19 protein-coding genes are annotated in these 20,671 nt (G+C 58.8%); 3 read left to right on the top strand and 16 right to left on the bottom strand.

Features of this window, described 5'->3' with window-relative positions; translation table 11 throughout:
- Positions 1-101: 101 nt before the first annotated feature.
- On the top strand, positions 102-743 hold the full coding sequence (locus ACZRN6_RS22655; RefSeq protein ID WP_464008876.1) for an HD domain-containing protein: 642 nt from the start codon (positions 102-104) through the stop codon (positions 741-743).
- Positions 744-876: 133 nt separating this feature from the next.
- On the opposite strand, the gene ACZRN6_RS22650 is transcribed toward ACZRN6_RS22655, so the two are convergent.
- The 8 genes from ACZRN6_RS22650 to ACZRN6_RS22615 all read right to left on the bottom strand — a co-directional run bounded on the left by ACZRN6_RS22650 (position 877) and on the right by ACZRN6_RS22615 (position 10,069).
- Positions 877-1,764, bottom strand: coding sequence for an ABC transporter permease subunit (locus tag ACZRN6_RS22650; RefSeq protein ID WP_464008875.1), 888 nt, complete (start codon positions 1,762-1,764; stop codon positions 877-879).
- The gene (locus ACZRN6_RS22645; protein ID WP_322148208.1) at positions 1,761-2,681 is read right to left on the bottom strand and encodes an ABC transporter permease subunit; all 921 of its coding nucleotides are present in this window, start codon (positions 2,679-2,681) and stop codon (positions 1,761-1,763) included. The genes ACZRN6_RS22650 and ACZRN6_RS22645 overlap by 4 nt, the downstream gene beginning before the upstream one ends.
- A complete protein-coding gene (locus ACZRN6_RS22640) occupies positions 2,678-3,820 on the bottom strand; it encodes an ABC transporter ATP-binding protein (RefSeq protein ID WP_076013053.1) in 1,143 nt (380 codons plus the stop codon). The genes ACZRN6_RS22645 and ACZRN6_RS22640 overlap by 4 nt, the downstream gene beginning before the upstream one ends.
- Before the next feature lie 75 nt (positions 3,821-3,895).
- Complete coding sequence (locus tag ACZRN6_RS22635) at positions 3,896-4,990, bottom strand: polyamine ABC transporter substrate-binding protein (protein WP_322148210.1); 1,095 nt, start codon at positions 4,988-4,990, stop codon at positions 3,896-3,898.
- Between the two features lie 164 nt (positions 4,991-5,154).
- On the bottom strand, positions 5,155-6,249 hold the full coding sequence (locus tag ACZRN6_RS22630; RefSeq protein WP_322148770.1) for a polyamine ABC transporter substrate-binding protein: 1,095 nt from the start codon (positions 6,247-6,249) through the stop codon (positions 5,155-5,157).
- A 219-nt stretch (positions 6,250-6,468) separates the two neighbouring features.
- A complete protein-coding gene (locus tag ACZRN6_RS22625) occupies positions 6,469-7,833 on the bottom strand; it encodes an aspartate aminotransferase family protein (RefSeq protein WP_322148211.1) in 1,365 nt (454 codons plus the stop codon).
- A gap of 58 nt (positions 7,834-7,891) precedes the next feature.
- Entirely contained in the window at positions 7,892-9,250 is a 1,359-nt protein-coding gene (locus ACZRN6_RS22620) for a glutamine synthetase family protein (protein WP_322148212.1), read from the bottom strand.
- Positions 9,251-9,289: 39 nt separating this feature from the next.
- Positions 9,290-10,069: a gamma-glutamyl-gamma-aminobutyrate hydrolase family protein gene (locus ACZRN6_RS22615; RefSeq protein ID WP_322148213.1), complete on the bottom strand. Its 780-nt coding sequence runs from the start codon at positions 10,067-10,069 to the stop codon at positions 9,290-9,292.
- 278 nt (positions 10,070-10,347) lie between these two features.
- Here ACZRN6_RS22615 and ACZRN6_RS22610 point away from each other — a divergent pair, with 278 nt between their 5' ends.
- Both ACZRN6_RS22610 and ACZRN6_RS22605 read left to right on the top strand, forming a co-directional pair.
- Positions 10,348-11,724: a glutamine synthetase family protein gene (locus tag ACZRN6_RS22610; RefSeq protein WP_322148215.1), complete on the top strand. Its 1,377-nt coding sequence runs from the start codon at positions 10,348-10,350 to the stop codon at positions 11,722-11,724.
- A gap of 374 nt (positions 11,725-12,098) precedes the next feature.
- Positions 12,099-12,740 (top strand): TetR/AcrR family transcriptional regulator, encoded by a 642-nt coding sequence (locus tag ACZRN6_RS22605; RefSeq protein WP_464008874.1) that lies wholly within the window; start codon positions 12,099-12,101, stop codon positions 12,738-12,740.
- A gap of 117 nt (positions 12,741-12,857) precedes the next feature.
- Here ACZRN6_RS22605 and ACZRN6_RS22600 read toward each other — a convergent pair whose 3' ends face one another.
- From ACZRN6_RS22600 to ACZRN6_RS22565, 8 genes are all read right to left on the bottom strand, one after another.
- Positions 12,858-13,073 carry a TOBE domain-containing protein gene (locus ACZRN6_RS22600; protein WP_003213899.1) on the bottom strand — a complete coding sequence of 72 codons (216 nt, stop codon included), beginning with the start codon at positions 13,071-13,073 and terminating at the stop codon, positions 12,858-12,860.
- Positions 13,074-13,102: 29 nt separating this feature from the next.
- Complete coding sequence (ssuB, locus tag ACZRN6_RS22595) at positions 13,103-13,909, bottom strand: aliphatic sulfonates ABC transporter ATP-binding protein (RefSeq protein WP_464008873.1); 807 nt, start codon at positions 13,907-13,909, stop codon at positions 13,103-13,105.
- Positions 13,906-14,694 (bottom strand): aliphatic sulfonate ABC transporter permease SsuC, encoded by a 789-nt coding sequence (gene ssuC / locus ACZRN6_RS22590; RefSeq protein ID WP_322148221.1) that lies wholly within the window; start codon positions 14,692-14,694, stop codon positions 13,906-13,908. The genes ssuB and ssuC overlap by 4 nt, the downstream gene beginning before the upstream one ends.
- Positions 14,695-14,703: 9 nt before the next feature.
- Positions 14,704-15,852 (bottom strand): FMNH2-dependent alkanesulfonate monooxygenase, encoded by a 1,149-nt coding sequence (gene ssuD, locus ACZRN6_RS22585; protein WP_076013060.1) that lies wholly within the window; start codon positions 15,850-15,852, stop codon positions 14,704-14,706.
- Positions 15,853-15,877: 25 nt separating this feature from the next.
- Positions 15,878-16,846 carry a sulfonate ABC transporter substrate-binding protein gene (locus tag ACZRN6_RS22580; protein ID WP_464008872.1) on the bottom strand — a complete coding sequence of 323 codons (969 nt, stop codon included), beginning with the start codon at positions 16,844-16,846 and terminating at the stop codon, positions 15,878-15,880.
- A 108-nt stretch (positions 16,847-16,954) separates the two neighbouring features.
- Positions 16,955-17,548: an NADPH-dependent FMN reductase gene (gene ssuE / locus ACZRN6_RS22575; protein ID WP_322148223.1), complete on the bottom strand. Its 594-nt coding sequence runs from the start codon at positions 17,546-17,548 to the stop codon at positions 16,955-16,957.
- A gap of 317 nt (positions 17,549-17,865) precedes the next feature.
- Positions 17,866-18,504: a peroxiredoxin gene (locus tag ACZRN6_RS22570; RefSeq protein WP_010167863.1), complete on the bottom strand. Its 639-nt coding sequence runs from the start codon at positions 18,502-18,504 to the stop codon at positions 17,866-17,868.
- Between the two features lie 274 nt (positions 18,505-18,778).
- The gene (locus tag ACZRN6_RS22565) at positions 18,779-20,128 is read right to left on the bottom strand and encodes an OprD family porin (RefSeq protein ID WP_322148225.1); all 1,350 of its coding nucleotides are present in this window, start codon (positions 20,126-20,128) and stop codon (positions 18,779-18,781) included.
- Between the last annotated feature and the right edge of the window lie 543 nt (positions 20,129-20,671).

Raw genomic sequence — 20,671 nt, 5'->3', positions numbered from 1 at the left:
ATTGGCCGGGATCGTACCCTCGCCGCGATGGCCCCTTCGCGGGCGCGCGACCAGACTGGACTCATCGGCGCCAACCCGGCGCTTTCTTGAGGATAACGACCATGAGCACCACCATCGCCGGCATCAAGATCCCGGACAGCGCCCTGGCCAAGGCCACCACCGAATACATCCGCGACATCGAATCCGACCTGCTCTACCACCACTCCCGCCGGGTGTTCCTGTTCGGCGCCTTGAGCGGTGAGCGCCAGCAGTTGGCCTATAACCCGGAGTTGCTGTACGTCGGCGCGATGTTCCACGACCTGGGCCTGGTGGAAGGTCACCGCAGTGATGACGAGCGTTTTGAAGTGGACGGCGCCAACGCGGCGGCGGACTTCCTCAAGCCATACGGGTTGAGCGATGACGATATCGAGCAGGTGTGGTTGTCCATCGCCCTGCACACCACGCCAGGTGTGCCCAAGCATCTGCGTCCGACCGTGGCGCTGGTGACGGCGGGCGTGGAAATGGACGTGCTGGGCATGGAGTACGCGGCGTTCAGCAGCGTGCAGCGCGAGGCTGTGGTGCATGCGCATCCACGCGGTGAAGGGTTCAAGGAATGCATCATCTGCGCGTTTGCCGACGGCTTGCGCCATCGTCCGCAGACCACGTTTGGCAACGTGAAGACCGATGTACTGGTGGATCAGGAGCCTGGGTTCAAGCCGATGAACTTCGTCGAGGTGATTCGCAAGTCGCCTTGGAACGCATAGCTGACTTGAAATGCAATCAACTGTGGGAGCGGGCTTGCCTGCGATAGCGGTGTATCAGTCAACACATCAGTCAACTGTCACACCGCTATCGCAGGCAAGCCAGCTCCCACATTTTTTGAGCCGGTTCCGTCAGTTAGACCGGTGCGGGGGCGCGACGCGCGTCCGCTGGTTTCCCCCAGCCATCGGCTGCCGCTTCTTCAATCGCCTGCTGGATCGCTTTCTTGCGCATCTCTTCCGCACGACGGCTGAAGAACCACACCAGGAACGTCACGATCGACACCGCCAACAGAATCAGGCTGGCCACAGCGTTGATCTCGGGTTTAACCCCCAGACGCACTGCCGAGAACACTTCCATCGGCAACGTGGTCGAGCCCGGGCCCGACACGAAGCTGGCCAATACCAGGTCGTCCAGCGACAGCGCGAACGACATCATGCCGCCCGCCGCCAATGACGGCGCGATCATCGGGATGGTGATCAGGAAGAACACCTTCCATGGCCGTGCACCCAGGTCCATGGCCGCTTCTTCAATCGACAGGTCCAACTCACGCAAGCGCGCCGACACCACCACCGCCACATACGCCGAACAGAACGTGGTGTGGGCAATCCAGATGGTGACCAGGCCACGTTCCTGCGGCCAGCCGATCATCTGCGCCATGGCCACGAACAGCAGCAACAGCGACAGGCCGGTAATCACCTCCGGCATCACCAGCGGCGCCGTCACCAGGCCGCCGAACAGCGTGCGGCCCTTGAACTGGCTGATACGCGTCAGCACAAATGCCGCCAACGTACCCAGCGCCACCGCCGCAATCGCCGTGTAGCAGGCAATTTCCAGGGAGCGACCGACCGAGCCCATCAGTTGGGTGTTGTCCAACAGGCCGACGTACCACTTCACCGACCAACCACCCCACACCGTCACCAGTTTGGATTCGTTGAACGAGTAGATCACCAGGATCAGCATCGGCAGGTAGATGAACAACAACCCCGCCACCAGCATGAAGCTTGAAAACCTGACGCGCTTCATATCTTGCCCTCCATCTCTTTGGCTTGGCTGCGGTTGAACAGGATGATCGGCACGATCAAGATCGCCAGCATCACCACCGCCAGGGCAGATGCCACCGGCCAGTCACGGTTGTTGAAGAATTCTTGCCACAACACTTTACCGATCATCAGGGTTTCCGGGCCGCCGAGCAGTTCCGGGATCACGAACTCGCCCACCACCGGGATAAACACCAGCATGCAGCCGGCGATGATGCCGTTCTTGGACAGCGGCACGGTGATTTTCCAGAAGCTGTTGAAGGTGCTCGAACCCAGGTCCGATGCGGCTTCCAGCAGGCTCTGGTCGTGTTTCACCAGGTTGGCGTACAGCGGCAGGATCATGAACGGCAGGTAGGAATAGACCACGCCGATATACACCGCGATGTTGGTGTTGAGGATCTGCAGCGGCTCGTTGATCAGCCCGATGGACATCAAGAAGCCGTTGAGCAAACCGTTGTTGCTGAGGATGCCCATCCACGCATAGACGCGGATCAGGATCGCGGTCCAGGTCGGCATCATGATCAACAGCACCAGCACGGTCTGCATTTCCTTGCGCGCACTGGCAATCGCGTAGGCCATCGGGTAGCCGATCAGCAAACAGAGGATGGTGCTGAAAAACGCCATCTTCAGCGAGCCCAGGTACGCCGCGATGTACAACTCGTCATCGCCCAGCATCCCGTAGTTGGCCAGGTTCAGCACCAACTGCAGTTTCTGTTCAACGAAGGTGTAGATCTCGGTGTACGGCGGGATCGCCACGTCGGCTTCGGCAAAGCTGATCTTCAGGACGATGAAGAACGGCAGCATGAAGAACAGGAACAGCCAGAGGAAAGGGATCCCGATGACCACATGCCGGCCACCGGGGGTTATTCGTTGCAGCTGGCGTTTGAACTTCTTCATGTTCATGAGCGAAGTACCACGCCGCTGTCGTCTTCCCACCACACGTACACCTGGTCACCCCAGGTCGGGCGCTGGCCACGGCGCTCGGCGTTGGCCACGAACGATTGCACCAGCTTGCCGCTCGGCAATTCGACGTAGAACACCGAGTGCCCGCCCAGGTAGGCGATGTCGTGCACCTTGCCGCTGGACCAGTTGTGCTCGCAGGTCGGCATTTCGCTGGTCACCAGCAGCTTTTCAGGGCGAATGGCGTAGGTCACCGACTTATCTTCCACCGAGGTGGCGATGCCGTGACCGACGTAGATGTTGCGGTCCAGGTCCGGGCACTTGAGTACCGCATGGCCTTCGGCGTCATCCACCACCTGGGTTTCGAAGATATTGACGTTGCCGATGAACTCGCACACCAGGCGGCTGGTAGGCGTTTCGTAGATGTCGATCGGGCTGCCTATCTGGGCGATCCAGCCCAGGTGCATGATCGCGATACGCTCGGCCATGGTCATGGCCTCTTCCTGGTCGTGGGTCACCATCACGCAGGTCACACCTACGCGCTCGATGATCTCAACCAGCTCCAGCTGCATCTGCGAACGCAGCTTCTTGTCCAATGCGCCCATCGGCTCATCGAGCAGCAGCAGTTTCGGACGCTTGGCCAGGGAACGCGCCAACGCCACCCGCTGGCGTTGACCGCCGGACAATTGGTGCGGCTTGCGCTTGGCGTACTGGCTCATCTGCACCAGCTTGAGCATCTCGGCCACGCGGGCGTCGACTTCAGATTTGGGAATCTTGTCCTGTTGCAGGCCAAACGCGATGTTCTGGGCCACGGTCATGTGGGGGAACAGGGCGTAGGACTGGAACATCATGTTGATCGGCCGCTCGTACGGCGGCATGTCGGTGATGTCCACACCGTCGAGGTAAATGCGTCCTTCCGTTGGGCGCTCGAAGCCTGCGAGCATGCGCAGCAAGGTGGATTTGCCCGAACCCGATCCGCCGAGCAAGGCGAAGATCTCGCCTTTCTTGATTTCCAGGGACACATCGTCCACGGCGATCGTCTCGTCGAACTTCTTCGTGACCCGGTCGATTTTGACCAGCACCTTTTTCGGTGTCTGGTCGCCCTCGAGGGCTTTCTTATAGGCGCCGGAGGCAACTGCCATTTACGAAACTCCCAGAAAAAAAAGAGTGCAGCTCACCCAATACGGGCGAGCCCAGGATAATTTGAGCGTTAAGCCTTACTTGCCCGTCTTGACCTTGGTCCAGCTACGGGTCATCAAACGTTGCACTTTCGGGGGTAGCTCGAAGTTGACAAAAGTCCGGTCGAGAACCGCCTGCGGTGGGTAAACCGCTTCGTCAGTGCGTATCGATTGCTCCATCAGTTTGTCCGCCCCTGGGTTAGGGTTGGCGTAACCGACGTAATCACTGACCTGAGCGATCACCTCAGGTTTCAGTAAATAGTTGATGAAGGCGAGAGCCTCTTTGACGTTGGTGGCATCTTTGGGGATGGCCAGCACGTCGAACCACAGGTTGCCGCCTTCCTTGGGAATCACGTAGGCGATGTTCACGCCTTTACCCGCCTCGGCCGCGCGGGCCTTGGCCTGGAATACATCACCGGAGAAGCCTGCCGCCACACAGATGTTGCCGTTGGCCAGGTCGGAGATGTATTTGGAAGAATGGAAGTAGGTCACGTAAGGACGCACTTTCAGGAGTTTTTCTTCAGCCTTCTTGTAGTCTTCAGGGTTGGTGCTGTTGGGATTGAGGCCCATGTAGTTGAGGACTGCCGGCAGCATTTCATCCGCCGAGTCCATGAACGACACGCCGCAACTCGCCAGCTTCTTCATGTTTTCCGGCTCGAACAGCACGGCCCAGGAATCGATCTTGTCGACGCCCAGCACTTCCTTGACCTTGTCGACGTTGTATCCAATGCCGTTGGTGCCCCACAGGTACGGCACGGCGTACTGGTTGCCGGGGTCGTTCTTTTCCAGGCGTTTGAGCAGCGCCGGGTCGAGATTGGCGTAGTTACTTAGTTGCGACTTGTCGATTTTCTGGAACGCCCCGGCCTTGATCTGCTTGCCGAGGAAATGGTTGGACGGCACCACCACGTCGTAACCGGTACGACCGGCGAGCAACTTGCCTTCCAGGGTTTCGTTGGAGTCGAACACGTCGTAGACCGGCTTGATGCCGGTGGCCTTTTCAAAGTTGGCCAGGGTGTCGGGGCCGATGTAGTCCGACCAGTTATAAATATGCACAGTCGGTGCGGCCTGCACGCTGACAGCCAGCGTGATACCTGCGCCCACCAGCAAGGCTTTGCGAAATAAAGAAATTGGCAAGTGGAGGTCCTCTTAAATAGTTGGGCCCGAAGTTGTTGCCCGGCAACAAAACCGGCGCGCAACTTACCCTCGATAAACCGATCCGGCAAAACTTTCTGTCATTTAAGTGTTTCGCTAACCACCGCGCGCATCGCGGCAGTTAGCAAAACAGGTATCAAAGCGGCTTACTTGCCCGATTTGATCTTGGTCCAGCTGCGGGTCATTTCCCGCTGGGTAGCCGCCGGCAAGTCAGCAATGGCATACAACTTGGCTTGCACGTCCGCTGGCGGATAAATGCCTGGGTCGCTGGTGATGTCTTTGTCGACCAGCGCGGTGGCCTTCTCGTTACCGTTCGGGAAACGTACGCTGTTGGTAATGCTGGCCATGACTTCCGGCTTGAGCAGGTAGTTCATGAATTTGTAGGCGGCGTCGACGTTTTCGGCATCTTTAGGGATGGCGACCATGTCATAGAAGCTGCCGGCACCTTCTTTGGGAATGTCGTAGGCAACCTTGACCTTGCCACCGGCTTCAGCCGCGCGGGACTTGGCCTGTTGCACGTCACCCGAGTAACCCACGGCTACGCAGATGTTGCCGTTGGCCAGGTCGGAAATGTACTTGGAGGAGTGGAAGTAACCGATCGAAGGACGCAGTTTGAGGAACAGCGCCTCGGCTTGCTTGAGGTCCTCTTTCTTCTGGGTGTCGGTCGGCAGGCCCAGGTAGTGCAGCGCCACCGGCAGCATTTCGGTTGGCGAATCGAGGAAGCTCACGCCGCAGCTTTTCAGCTTGGCGAGGTTTTCCGGCTTGAGGATGACATCCCACGAGTCGATCTTGTCGATGCCCAGTGCGGCCTTGACCTTCTCGGGGTTGTAGCCGATACCAATCGAGCCCCACATGTACGGGAAGGCGTGCTTGTTGTCCGGGTCGCTGATGGACACGGCTTTAAGCAGGGATTTGTTCAGGTTGTCGTAGTTCGACAGTTTGGACTTGTCCAGCTCCTGGTAAACACCGGCCTTGATCTGCTTGGCGAGGAAGTTGTTCGACGGCACGACGATGTCGTAGCCGGACTTGCCTGCCAGCAACTTGGCTTCCAGGGTTTCGTTGGAGTCGAATACGTCATAGACCACCTTGATCCCGGACTCTTTTTCAAAGTTCGCGATGGTGTCCGGTGCGATGTAGTCGGACCAGTTATAAACGTGCAGCACTTTATCGTCGGCGTGCGCCGCGCCTGCCATGGCCCCCATCAGGGACAAGGCCAGGAGGGTCTTGCCAGCGTTCTTCAAACCTAATGCCTTCATTCGGTCATGCTCCAATTTTTTCTTTTTTGGGCCACGTTCGTTCTTTAAGTACAACGTGTTTCGCAGCCCGTCTAAGGGCAACAAAACAGGGCGACAGTCTGGCAAGTTCAAGGGCCGGCTTTCAACCAAAGCACTCTTTTATAAATGCCTTTTAATCACTTCTCAGACGCAGCACCCGAAGGCGCCGCGTTCTGAGCCTAGCATTTAGCCCTGCAAAGCCGCCAAAGTCAGGTCCAGGCAGTGCCGCGCCTTGGTCACCAACTCGTCAATCTCGGCCTTGCTGATCACCAGCGGCGGCGAAATGATCATGGTGTCGCCCACGGCGCGCATGATCAGTCCATTCTCGAAGCAGAACGTGCGGCAGATCATGCCGGCGCCACGGCCTTCGTAACGCTTGCGCGTTGCCTTGTCCTGAACCAGCTCGATCGCACCGAGCATGCCCACACCGCGAACTTCGCCCACCAACGGGTGATCTGCCAGTTCCCTCAGACGCTTTTGCAAATAGGGTGCCGTTTCGTCGTGAACACGCTTAATAATTTGTTCATCGCGCATGATGCGGATGTTTTCCAGGGCTACCGCCGCCGCCACCGGGTGGCCGGAATAGGTGAAGCCGTGGTTGAAATCGCCGCCTTCGTTGAGCACCGCAACCACTTCGTCGCGCACGATCAGGCCGCCCATCGGGATGTAGCCGGAGGTCAGGCCCTTGGCGATGGTCATCATGTCGGGCTTGAGGTCGTAGAAATCGCTGCCGAACCATTCGCCGGTACGGCCAAAACCGCAGATCACTTCATCGGCGACGAACAGGATGTCGTACTTGGCGAGGATTTCCTTAATGCGCGGCCAGTAACTGGCGGGCGGCACGATCACGCCACCGGCACCCTGGATCGGCTCGGCAATAAAGGCACCGACGTTGTCCACGCCCAGTTCCAGAATCTTCGCTTCCAGCTGGTTGGCCGCCCACACGCCGAATTCTTCCGGGCTCATGTCGCCGCCCTCGCCGAACCAATACGGTTGAGCGATGTGGACGATGCCCGGGATCGGCAAGTCGCCCTGTTCATGCATGTAGGTCATGCCGCCCAGGCTGGCGCCGGCCACGGTTGAACCGTGGTAGCCGTTCTTGCGGCTGATGATGGTTTTCTTGTTCGGCTGGCCTTTGATCGCCCAGTAGTGGCGGACCATACGCAGCATGGTGTCGTTGCCTTCAGACCCGGAGCCGGTGAAGAACACGTGGTTCATGCCTTGCGGGGCGATATCGGAGATGGCTTTGGCCAGTTCCAGCACCGGTGGGTGGGCGGTCTGGAAGAACAGGTTGTAGTAAGGCAGTTCTTTCATCTGCTTGGCGGCGGCGTCAGCCAGTTCATCGCGACCGTAACCGATCGCCACGCACCACAGGCCGGCCATGCCGTCGAGAATCTTGTTGCCTTCGCTGTCCCACAGGTAAACGCCGTGGGCTTTGGTGATGATCCGTGGGCCTTTCTCTTTCAATTGCTTGAAGTCGCTGAACGGCGCCAGGTGGTGATCGCTGCTCAAGGCTTGCCATTCACGGGTTTGCGGGTTGTTGCTGGACATACCAATCTCCTAGATGTTTCAGGTGAGGACGCGCCGTTTGAAGGGCGCGCCCGGCGCATCAGACGGCGAAGAGCAGGAATTCCCGCTCCCACGAACTGATCACGCGCTTGAAGTTTTCATGCTCGGCCCGCTTGACCGCGACGTAGCCTGTGATGAATTTTTGACCCAGGTATTTCTCGATGGTCTTGCTGTTTTCCATGCGTTCCAGGGCGTCTTCGATGGTCAGCGGCAAGCGCAGGTTGCGGCGCTCGTAACCACGCCCCACCACTGGCGCGCTTGGGCTGATGCCTTCGACCATGCCGATGTAGCCACACAACAAACTGGCGGCAATTGCCAGGTACGGGTTGGCGTCGGCGCCCGGCAGGCGGTTTTCCACCCGGCGGTTCTGTGGGCCGGCGTCCGGAACCCGCAGGCCAACGGTGCGGTTTTCTTCGCCCCACTCCACGTTTACCGGCGCCGAAGTGTCGGGCAGGAAGCGGCGGAACGAGTTGACGTTGGGCGCGAACAGCGGCAATAGCTCGGGGATGAATTTCTGCAGGCCACCGATGTGGTGCAGGAACAGCTCGCTCTTGGTCCCGTCTTCATTGGAGAACACGTTCTTGCCGGTGGCGATGTCGATGATGCTCTGGTGCAGGTGCATCGCGCTGCCGGGCTCGCCGGTCATGGGCTTGGCCATGAAGGTGGCCGCCACGTTGTGCTTGAGCGCCGCTTCGCGCATGGTGCGCTTGAACACCAGGATCTGGTCGGCCAGGGACAGTGCGTCGCCGTGACGGAAGTTGATTTCCATCTGCGCCGTGCCGTCCTCGTGGATCAGCGTGTCGAGGTCCAGCTCCTGCAGCTCGCACCAGTCGTAGACGTCTTCGAACAACGGGTCGAACTCGTTGGCCGCTTCGATAGAGAAAGACTGGCGGCCGGTTTCCGGGCGACCGGAGCGGCCGATCGGCGGTTGCAGCGGGAAGTCCGGGTCTTCGCAGCGTTTGGTCAGGTAGAACTCCATCTCCGGCGCCACGATGGGCTGCCAGCCTTTATCGGCGTAGAGCTTGAGGACTTTCTTGAGCACGTTGCGCGGCGACAGCTCGATCGGGTTGCCTTGCTTGTCGTAGGTGTCGTGGATCACCTGGGCCGTAGGCTCTATGGCCCAAGGCACGAGGAATACCGCGTTCTCGTCCGGGCGGCAGATCATGTCGATGTCGGCCGGGTCGAGCAATTCGTAATAGATGTCGTCTTCGACATAGTCGCCGGTCACGGTCTGCAACAGAACGCTCTCGGGCAGGCGCATGCCTTTTTCGGCGATGAACTTGTTGGTCGGCGAAATTTTGCCCCGGGTGATGCCCGTGAGGTCGCCAATCATGCATTCGACTTCTGTGATCTTGTGGTCTTTCAACCAATCGGTGAGCTGGTCGAGGTTGTTACTCATAAATGCCTCTGGGCTGTGTTTCCTGACATCCATTAAAGGTCAGGCGTAAGTTGACGCAGCATCCGCGTCGCGTTGCATCACCCGCGTTCGACAGGCATTGCCAAATGCCTGGAAGATCGCGAGGTAGTGCGGGTTAGAGCTTACCTGCCATTCGGGGTGCCATTGCACTCCTAAAGCAAAAGCCTTGCCCGCGGGTACCGAAAAGCCTTCGATCAAGCCATCTGGCGCGGTGGCCTCGACCTGAAAGCCGGGCGCCAGGCGATCAATGCCCTGTGAATGAATCGAGTTGACCTGGATCGTCGGCGGCAAGCCCAGGCTTGCCAATACCCCATTCGGGGAGAGGGTGACCGGATGGGCCGGGCCGTACTGGATTGCCAGCGGCTGGGTGTCGTCTTCGCGGTGATCCATCATGCCCGGCACTTCGTGAACCTTCTGGTGCAGGCTGCCGCCAAACGCCACGTTCATTTCCTGAAAGCCACGGCAAATCCCCAGCACCGGAACGCCGGCTGCAATGGCGGCGCGCAGCAACGGCAGGGTGGTTTGGTCGCGTGCAGAATCATGAGCAGTCCCGGGCGTACTGGCCGGGCCGTCGTAGTGAAAGGGTTCGATATTGGAAGGTGAGCCGGTAAAAAGAATACCGTCCAGGCCGTCAAGAATATTGGCCGGGTCGAGCAAATCCGCCAGGGACGGAATAATCAACGGCAAGCCCTTGGCAGCGGTGGCCACTGCACGGACGTATTTGTCGCCACTGATGTGATAAGCATGCAGACCGACCTGTTTGGAGCAGGCGGTGACGCCGATTAACGGCAGGCGAGACATGAAGCACCCCGGTATTATTGCTGTTATGGGTTTGAATCGAGCTTAGCCTTGTTCATTTTTTTACACAACACCCCCGTAAAAAATACAACACGGCCCGCTCAAACGTGCTGGTTCCAAGAGCACCAATCCCAAAAAATTGCCCCAAAAAGCCCCAAAAAAGCCCTCGTGGCGCTTTTTTAGGGCAAAAAAGGCCTCGCTTGACTTCGGCATGCCGTTCGGGTTGACTGAAACCCGAAGAGATCAATGATTGATATTTTTAACAACAAAGGTGTTGCATCATGTCGGTACCCCCGCGTGCCGTTCAGCTTAACGAAGCGAACGCGTTCCTTAAGGATCATCCTGAGGTTCTGTACGTAGACCTTCTAATTGCGGATATGAATGGTGTGGTGCGCGGCAAGCGCATCGAACGCACCAGCCTCCACAAGGTTTACGAGAAGGGCATTAACCTGCCTGCCTCTCTATTTGCCCTGGATATCAATGGCTCAACGGTGGAAAGCACCGGCCTGGGTCTGGACATCGGTGATGCTGACCGAATCTGTTATCCAATCCCCGACACCCTGTGCAATGAACCCTGGCAGAAGCGCCCAACCGCGCAATTGCTGATGACCATGCACGAACTCGAAGGTGAACCTTTCTTCGCCGATCCTCGCGAAGTACTCCGCCAAGTTGTAAGCAAATTTGACGACCTCGGTCTGACCATCTGCGCCGCATTCGAGCTGGAGTTCTACCTGATCGACCAGGAGAACGTGAATGGCCGGCCACAACCGCCCCGCTCGCCGATCTCCGGCAAACGCCCGCACTCGACCCAGGTCTACCTGATCGACGACCTCGACGAATACGTCGACTGCCTCCAGGACATTCTGGAAGGTGCAAAAGAGCAAGGCATCCCTGCCGACGCCATCGTCAAGGAAAGTGCCCCGGCGCAGTTCGAAGTGAACCTGCACCACGTTGCCGACCCGATAAAGGCCTGCGACTACGCGGTACTGCTCAAGCGCCTGATCAAGAACATCGCCTACGACCATGAGATGGACACCACCTTCATGGCCAAGCCTTACCCGGGCCAGGCAGGCAACGGCTTACACGTGCACATTTCGATCCTGGACAAGGACGGCAAGAACATCTTTGCCAGCGAGGATCCCGAGCAGAACGCCGCATTGCGTCACGCGATCGGCGGTGTGCTGGAGACCCTACCCGCCCAAATGGCGTTCCTGTGCCCTAACGTCAACTCCTACCGTCGTTTCGGCGCACAGTTCTACGTGCCGAACTCGCCGTGCTGGGGTTTGGACAACCGCACCGTGGCGATTCGCGTACCGACCGGCTCGTCCGACGCCGTACGTATCGAACACCGTGTGGCCGGCGCCGATGCCAACCCTTACCTGCTGATGGCTTCGGTATTGGCAGGCGTGCATCACGGCCTGACCAACAAGATCGAGCCTGGCGCACCGGTGGAAGGCAACAGCTACGAGCAGAACGAACAGAGCCTGCCGAACAACCTGCGTGATGCACTGCGCGAGTTGGACGACAGCGAGGTGATGGCCAGGTACATCGATCCTAAATACATCGATATCTTCGTCGCCTGTAAGGAAAGTGAGCTGGAAGAGTTCGAACACTCCATCTCCGACCTTGAGTACAACTGGTACCTGCATACCGTGTAAGCGGTTGTGGTGAGCGGGATTTTTGTGGTGAGCGGGCTTTTGTGGTGAGTGGGGCTTTTGTGGTGAGCGGGCTTGCCCCGCGCTGGGCTGCGCAGCAGCCCTGAAACCTGCTACCCCGTTGTATCTGAAAAAACGGTGATCCCCGTGGGGCTGCTTCGCAGCCCAGCGCGGGGCAAGCCCGCTCACCACAAAAGCCCACTCATCCCAAAAGCCCACTCATCCCAAAAGCCCACTCACCACAAAGCCCGCTGACCACAAAAGCCCCGCTGACCACACCCCTCTGTTCGACAGGTTCGCCACAAAACCCCTGCTCCACAGGTATGGATCATGTTCGCGCTCTGCGTACAATGCTTGCTGCCTTGTAGGAGACTTTCATGACAACCCGCCCCGCCGCCCCTCGCAAACCCCGCGCCCGCAGCCAGGCCCGGATCGATGCGATTCTCGACGCCGCCCGCACCTTGCTGGCCGCCGAAGGCGTGGCCAGCTTGTCGATCTACAGCGTGGCCGAACGGGCGCAGATCCCGCCGTCATCGGTGTACCACTTCTTCGCCAGCGTGCCGGCCTTGCTGGAGGCGCTGACCGCCGACGTCCATGCTGCGTTTCGCGCGGCCATTCAAGCGCCCATCGACCATGAGTCACTCAAGCACTGGCGCGACCTGTCGGGCGTGGTAGAGCAGCGCATGCTCACGATCTACAGCGACGATGCCGCCGCCCGGCAATTGATCCTGGCCCAGCATGGGTTGACCGAAGTGACACAAGCCGACCGCCAGCACGACCTGGAGCTGGGAAACCTGATGTATGAAGTGTTCAACCGGCACTTCGAGCTGCCGAGCCTGCCCGCCGATGTCGACGTGTTTGCCCTGGCGCTGGAACTGAGCGACCGCGTTTACGCGCGCTCGGTGCATCAGCACGGGCAGATCACCCCGCGCATGGCCGAGGAAGGCATGCGGGTGTTTGATGCGTATGTGGGGCTTTATCTGCCGGCGTTCTTGCCCAAGCGGGTGGTCACTGCCTGATTGATGTGTTGCCCACAAAGGCCTTATCGCAGGCAAGCCAGCTCCCACATTTGACTGCGTTCACAGATCAAAATGTGGGAGCTGGCTTGCCCGCGATGCTGGTTTCAAGAACGCCAATCACAACTTGGCGATCGACACCTCGGTGGATTTAACAAAGGCAATCACTTCGCTGCCGATCACCAGCTCCAGCTCTTTTACCGAGCGAGTTGTGATTACCGAGGTAACGATGCCGGACGCAGTCTGTACGTCGATTTCCGAGAGCACGTCGCCTTCGACGATTTCCTTGATGGTGCCTTTGAACTGGTTACGCACGTTGATGGCTTTAATAGTCATGGTCGTTCTTCCTGTGTAAGACAAGTGAGTTATTGAGCCCAACGCAATTGCGTAGGCAGCGGTGAAACAGGTTCGGGTTCCGGCGGGGTGCCGGGCAGCGACAACACACGGTTAAGCACTTCGGTTTCCAGCGCCGCCAGGCGGTGGGAGCCGCGCACCCGCGGGCGGGCGAGTTCCACGTGCAGGTCGAGGCCGATTTCGCCGTCTTCGATCAGGATCACCCGGTCGGCAATGGCCACGGCTTCGCTGACGTCGTGGGTCACCAGCAACACGGTGAAGCCGTGCTTGCGCCAGAGGCTCTCGATCAATTGCTGCATCTCGATCCGGGTCAGGGCATCCAGCGCGCCCAGCGGCTCGTCCAGCAGCAACAGGCGTGGTTGGTGAATCAAGGCACGGGCCAGGGCCACGCGCTGCTTCTGGCCACCGGACAACGCCGCCGGCCACTCGTTGGCACGCTCGGCCAGGCCGACCGCTTCCAGCGCTTCCAATGCTTTGGGGCGCCAGTTGCCCTTCAGGCCCAGCCCCACGTTGTCGATGATCTTTTTCCACGGCAGCAAGCGCGCTTCCTGGAACATCAACCGCGTGTCTTCAATCGCCTCGGTCAACGGCGCGGAACCGGCGAGCAATTCGCCGCCGCTGGCTTTATCCAGCCCCGCCAGCAGACGCAGCAAGGTGCTTTTGCCGCAGCCACTACGGCCTACCACCGCAACGAATTGCCCGGCGGGAATGTGCAGGTCGATGCCCTTGAGTACTTCCCGCGCGCCGAAAGCCTTGCGCAACTTGCGTACCGCCAGGGGAATGCCCCGCAGCAGGTGTGGAGGTTGTTGAGCGGTCATGCCGCACCTCCTTTATTCACTTGATAGGCCGGGTGCCAGCGCAACCACACACGCTCCAGGCCACGCGCCGCCAGGTCTGCCAGTTTGCCGAGCACGGCGTACAGCACGATCGCCAGTACCACCACGTCGGTCTGCAGGAATTCCCGGGCGTTCATCGCCAGGTAGCCGATGCCGGAACTGGCGGAGATGGTTTCCGCAACGATCAACGTCAACCACATAAAGCCCAACGCAAAACGCACGCCGACAAGAATCGACGGCAAGGCGCCCGGCAAAATCACCTGGCGAAACAGGCTGAAGCCGGACAAGCCATAACTGCGGGCCATTTCCACCAGCGCCGGGTCGACGTTGCGGATGCCGTGGTAGGTATTGAGGTAGATCGGGAACAGCGTACCGAGGGCGACCAGGAATATCTTCGCCGTCTCGTCGATGCCGAACCACAGGATCACCAGCGGAATCAGCGCCAGGTGCGGCACGTTGCGAATCATCTGCACCGAGCTGTCCAGCAGGCGTTCACCCCAGGTCGACAGGCCGGTGATAAAGCCCAATGCCAGGCCGATGCTGCCGCCGATCACAAAACCCAGGCCCGCACGCCAGCCACTGATCGCCAGGTGCGTCCAGATTTCGCCACTGCGCACCAGGCTCACACCTGCTTCGATCACGGCGCTGGGCGCCGGCAGAATGCGCGTCGACAACCAACCGGCCGACACCGACAGCTGCCATACCGCCAGCAACAGGATCGGCAGCACCCAGGGCGCCAATCGATGACTTAGTTTTTCAAGGTTCATGGCGGCGCCTCAGCTCTGGGACGCAGCTTTGGGAAGGATGTCGTTGGCGACCATCTCGCCAAACGGGCTGACGTAACCGGCGCCTTTGGGCAACTCGGGACGTTCGATGTCCAAGTGCGGGAACAGCAGCTCGGCCACGCGATACGACTCTTCCAGGTGTGGGTAACCGGAGAAGATAAAGGTGTCGATACCCAGGTCAGCGTATTCCTTGACGCGTGCAGCCACGGTTGGGCCATCGCCTACCAGGGCAGTGCCGGCACCACCGCGTACCAGGCCGACGCCGGCCCACAGGTTGGGGCTGACTTCCAGGTTGTCGCGGCTGCCGCCATGCAAGGCGGCCATGCGTTGCTGGCCCACGGAGTCGAAGCGCGACAGCGAGGCCTGGGCACGGGCGATGGTTTCATCGTCTACGTGGGAGATCAGTTTGTCGGCGGCCTGCCAGGCTTCGGCGTTGGTTTCACGCACGATCACATGCAGGCGAATGCCGAAGCGCAAGGTGCGCCCGAGCTTGGCGGCCTTGGCCCGAACCTGTGCGATCTTTTCTGCCACGGCTGCCGGTGGCTCGCCCCAGGTCAGAACCATTTCCACTTGTTCGGCTGCCAGGTCCTGGGCCGCTTCGGAGGAGCCACCAAAATACAGTGGCGGACGCGGCTGCTGGATCGGCGGGTAGAGCAGCTTGGCGCCTTTGACACTGATGTGCTGGCCGTCATAGTCGACGGTTTCGCCTTCCAGCACGCGGCGCCAGATGCGAGTGAATTCCACCGACGCCTGGTAACGCTCTTCATGGCTGAGGAACAAACCGTCGCCGGCCAATTCTTCCGGGTCACCACCGGTGACCAGGTTGAACAACGCCCGGCCGCCAGACAGACGATCCAGGGTTGCTGCCTGACGCGCAGCCACCGTCGGGGAAATGATCCCGGGGCGCAGCGCAACAAGGAATTTCAGGCGTTGGGTCACCGGGATCAGCGACGCCGCCACCAGCCAAGAGTCTTCGCAGGAGCGCCCGGTGGGGATCAGCACCCCACCGAAGCCGAGGCGATCTGCCGCCTGGGCCACTTGCTGTAAATAACCGTGATCAACGGCGCGAGCGCCTTCGGCGGTGCCAAGGTAATGGCCGTCGCCGTGGGTAGGCAGAAACCAGAAAATATTGAGGCTCATGGAGTTGTCTCCTGAAGAAGTCGGATTACGGCGCTTTGGCAACGGCGGCGGGTGGCGTCCAGATCACGTCCTTGATGTTCAAGGGCTTGGGGATCAATTTGAGTTGGTAGAAGCTGTCGGCGATTTTCTGTTGCGCGGCGACCACGTCCGGGGTCAGGAACAACGCGCCGTAGCCCTGGCGTTTGACCGAGGTCAGGGTGATGTCAGCCGGCAGGCCCAGCAGCGGTGCGACTTGTTCGGTGACTTGTTCCGGGTTGGCCTTGGACCACTCGCCCACGGCGCGCACTTCTTCCACCAATGCCTTGATCACTTCAGGGTGTTTTTCGGCGTACGGCTTGGTAGCCAGGTAGAACTGATGGTTGTCGGCGATGCCGGTGCCGTCACGCAGAGTGCGCGCTTGCAGCTGTTTCTCGGCGGCAGCCTGGTACGGGTCCCAGATCACCCAGGCATCGACGCTGCCACGCTCGAACGCGGCGCGGGCATCGGCGGGCGGCAGGAACACGGTCTGCACGTCGGTGTATTTCAGGCCGGCATTTTCCAGGGCGCGCACCAGCAGGTAGTGCACGTTGGAGCCTTTGTTGAGGACGACTTTTTTGCCTTTAAGGTCTTGCACGGATTTGATCGGCGAATCTTTCGGCACCAGGATTGCTTCACTGGTCGGCGCCGGTGGCTCGTAGGCGACGTAGAGCAAATCGGCACCGGCAGCCTGGGCGAAGACTGGCGGGGTTTCACCCGTCACGCCGAAGTCGATGGAGCCGACGTTCAGTCCTTCCAGCAGCTGCGGGCCGCCGGGAAACTCGGTCCACTGCACTTGCACGCCCTGCTCGGCCAGGCGCTTTTCCAGCGAGCCCTTGGCCTTGAGCAGCACCAGGGTGCCGTATTTCTGATAGCCGATCCGCAGGGTTTCGGCGGCCTGGGCTTGAACAATGGCGCCGAAGGACACAGCCGCAGCAAACAGTGCGACCAGACCACGACGCAAGATGACAGTGCGCATGGCGCTCTCTCCAAATATACGATTAGGGGGTTGGCTGCACCTGCTTGGCCGTTGGCGGCTGAGTAAGGTGAGTAGTACTTGTCGAATTCAGGTAAAGCTGGGTGAGGCTTAAATGCTCCAGCGAGCACTCAACAAACGTTCATTCAACACATGGGGATCAATAGGTTTCGGGCGGCGGGCCATGGCGCTGTAGAACGTCTCCAGGGCCTCGCTCAGGCGTTGCTCCAGCACGGGCACCAACTGCGCCTGGGCGCTGCCTTCGCCGTAGGCAATCTGGCTGTCTTCGGCAAAAATCCCGTGGAGCAATTCCTGGGCTTTCAGGGCCGACAGCACCGGCTTCAGGGCGTAATCCACCGCCAGCATGTGGGCGATGCTGCCGCCGGTGGCCATCGGCAATACCACTTTGTGGGCCAGGGCGCGTTCGGGCAGCAGGTCGAGGATGGTTTTCAGGGCGCCGGAAAACGAGGCCTTGTACACCGGCGTGGCGATCACCAGGCCATCGGCATTCGCCACTTGCTCCAGCAGGTCGATAATCTTCGGGCTGTCGAACCGCGCGTGCAGCAAGTCTTCGGCCGGGAAGTCCCGTATCTGATAACTCACCACTTCCACGCCTTGTTGCTGCAACCAGTTGCGGGTGTGATCCAGCAACACCCCGGACCGGGAACGTTGGCTGGGGCTACCACCAAGTGTTACGACCAGCATGTAGGAAATTCCTTTGGAAAGTGTCAGCGGTTCGCTTTGTGGCGATGGCGCCAAGATGGAACAGACCATATCAGCCAATTTATATATCTATAAATCTTATTTTTTCATTTGTTTATTCTTTAAATGCATATGCTGCCGACTAAATCGCAGGCGTAAAAAAAGGCCGTCGAAACGGCCTTAAAACCCCTGCTATGTGAGACGGTTTGCCACGTAAATTCTTTGTTGCCTGTCAGGCCGCAATCGCGGGCGAGCCCGGCTCCCACAGGGGAATGCGGTCAACTGTGGGAGCGGGCTTGCCCGCGATGGCGATATCAGCCTTAACGATTCGGTTGAGGGGTGAGCCGCAGGTACGGCTTCACCGCCCGGTAACCCTTCGGAAAGCGCTTCTTGATCTCTTCCTCGTCCTTGAGCGACGGCACGATCACCACCTCGTCACCGTCCTGCCAGTTGGCTGGAGTCGCGACTTTGTGGCTGTCGGTCAGTTGCAGCGAATCGATCACCCGCAGGATTTCATGAAAGTTGCGACCGGTGCTGGCCGGGTAGGTAATGGTCAGGCGAATCTTTTTGTTCGGGTCGATCACGAACAGCGAACGCACGGTGAGGGTGTCACTGGCATTCGGGTGGATCAGGTCGTACAAGTCGGAGACCTTGCGGTCTGCGTCGGCCAGGATCGGGAAGTTGACGATGGTGTTCTGGGTTTCGTTGATGTCTTCGATCCACTTGTGGTGCGAGTCCACCGGGTCGACCGACAGGGCGATGGCCTTGACGCCACGCTTGGCAAATTCATCCTTGAGCTTGGCGGTAAAACCCAGCTCTGTGGTGCACACCGGGGTGAAGTCCGCCGGGTGGGAAAACAGCACGCCCCAGCTATCGCCCAGCCACTCGTGGAAACGAATCTTGCCGGCGCTGGAATCCTGTTCAAAGTCGGGGGCGATGTCGCCCAGTCTGAGGCTCATGGTGTGGCTCCTGATGAGTGCTTATGGAGCCCACTGTGCCTGCGTTGCAGATTATTTAAAAAGAATAAATATCGATTTATCTAGACGATAAAGGAATATTAAAAATCTGTTCATTGGACTTGCCGACAGGCGAGGATCAACATCCATTTCAAGGTTCGAGAAGGCCTTGAGACGCTGTACAAAGAGGGGATTCAGGAAGGGCTTGCGGAGGTTGAGCCCGACTTGAAAAGTAAAGCACCCTGCCCGGCGTTGCGCCGGGCAAGGTTTTACGCGCTTACAACAGCGGGATCGAGTAGCTGACGATCAGACGGTTTTCGTCCTGGTCGCGGGTTGCAACGTCGGTGCGCCACATTGCGTTTTTCCACGCAACGCCGAGGTTTTTCAGCGGGCCTTCTGGAACAACGTAAGCCAGTGTCAGGTCGCGCTCCCACTCGGTTTTGTCGCCGGCGGTAGTCTGGATGTTGCTGCCCTTGAGGTAGACAATACCAGCGGTCAGGCCTGGCAGGCCGACCTTGGCGAAGTCATACGCGTAGCGAGCTTGCCAGGTACGTTCGCCAGCACGGGCAAACTTCTGGATCTGCATGTCGGTGGTGGTGCTGTTCGACGAACCATCACCTTGGTTCAGCCAAGGGAAGTCACTGTCGCCCTTGGTGTACTGGTAACCGCCACCAAAGGTATGGCCGTTAACCGAGTACAGCGCTAGGTAGCTGTACAGGTCGTTGTCGACCTTACCGCTGGTCGCAGGCTTTGCACCGTCGGTGTAGTAACCCGAGGTGTAGTAGCCGCTGGTGTTGGCATTCGAGCCGTTGTCGCGGCTGCGATAGTAACGCAGGTCACTTTTCAGCACGCCCGGGCCGATTGCCCAGTTGTGTACCAGGCCCAGGAAGTTCTGGGAGTAGAAGTCTTTCAGCTCGCCAAAGTAGTACGAAGCGGTCAGATCCTTGGTGATCTTGTAGTCAGCACCGGCGTAGTAGAACTTGTTGCTGAATTTGCCGGTGTCATAGTTGGAGCTTTTGTTCGCACCAGCAATCGACAGGTTTTCGTTGTTGCTGGAGTTACGGCCCTTGGCGGACTCGATTTGGCCAGCAGTCAGAGTCAAGTCTTTGATTTCGTTAGAAACGATCTCGCCGCCTTGGAAGGTCTGAGGCAACAGGCGACCGTCGTTGGTCTTGATAACCGGGTTGTTTGGCTGCAAGGTGCCCAATTTGGCCACGGTCTGGGAGATCTTGACCTTGCCGGTCACGCCCAGGCTGGCGAAATCATTAACCGCCTTTTCGCCATTGCTAGGGAACACGGTGCCACCGGACGCAGTACCGGTGTAGTTACCATGGTCTGCTCGGCTGGAATCCAGACGCACGCCGTACAGGCCAATGGCGTCAACGCCGAACTGGACAGTACCTTGGGTGAAACCCGAGATGAAACGCAGATCGAAGCCTTGGCCCCATTCAGCATTTTTGCTACGGGTGTTGGAAGTTGCGTTCGGCTGGCCATCACGGTTATCTGTGTTGATGTAGAAGTTACGCAGACCCAGTGTTGCCTTGCTGTCTTCGATGAAACCTGCGGCGCCTGCTTGTTGAGCGATTGCCCCCAAAGCTACGGCCAACGCCAATGTTGACTTCTTCATGTACCGCTCCTCTCATTTCTAATTTTTGTATTTCTTAGGTCTCGGGTCTGACGCCCTTGATCCACAGATGCGCGATTAGCACCGGATAGTGACTGACAAGTCAATCGTAACCTTGTGTGTCTACTACTTTCGTCTAACCGCAGTTAATTTGGTCCCTGCAGGGTAATGAGTTTTTCATACACCCAAAAAGAATTGTTTCATTCTTTTTAATACGATTCAGGAATAAGACTTTCCATGGGGCGGCCAAGCCATTGAGGCAGTACCGCTCCATAAGGGTGTTCCTGAAGAGTATGTCTCTACGTTTTTTTAGATCATTTTGTGTTGACCAAAATGGGTCATACGTCACTCACGATCAAAAACGCGACGCCATCATGGCCAAACGCACATCATTCCGTCAATTTGTTACAGTTTTTGTATCGATGAAATTTTTCGCCGTCCCAGCAATCCACCTCACCGTACAGCGCGATAATGTCATTTTGATGTCAGTTATGTGGACAAATCAGCAAACCTGGCATTCAAAGTCATCGCGTCCGGGGCGGACGT

This window comes from Pseudomonas sp. A125 (assembly GCF_055409485.1).
The sequence above is the reverse complement of the archived record's forward strand: the minus strand, read 5'-3'. Positions and strand labels throughout refer to the sequence as shown.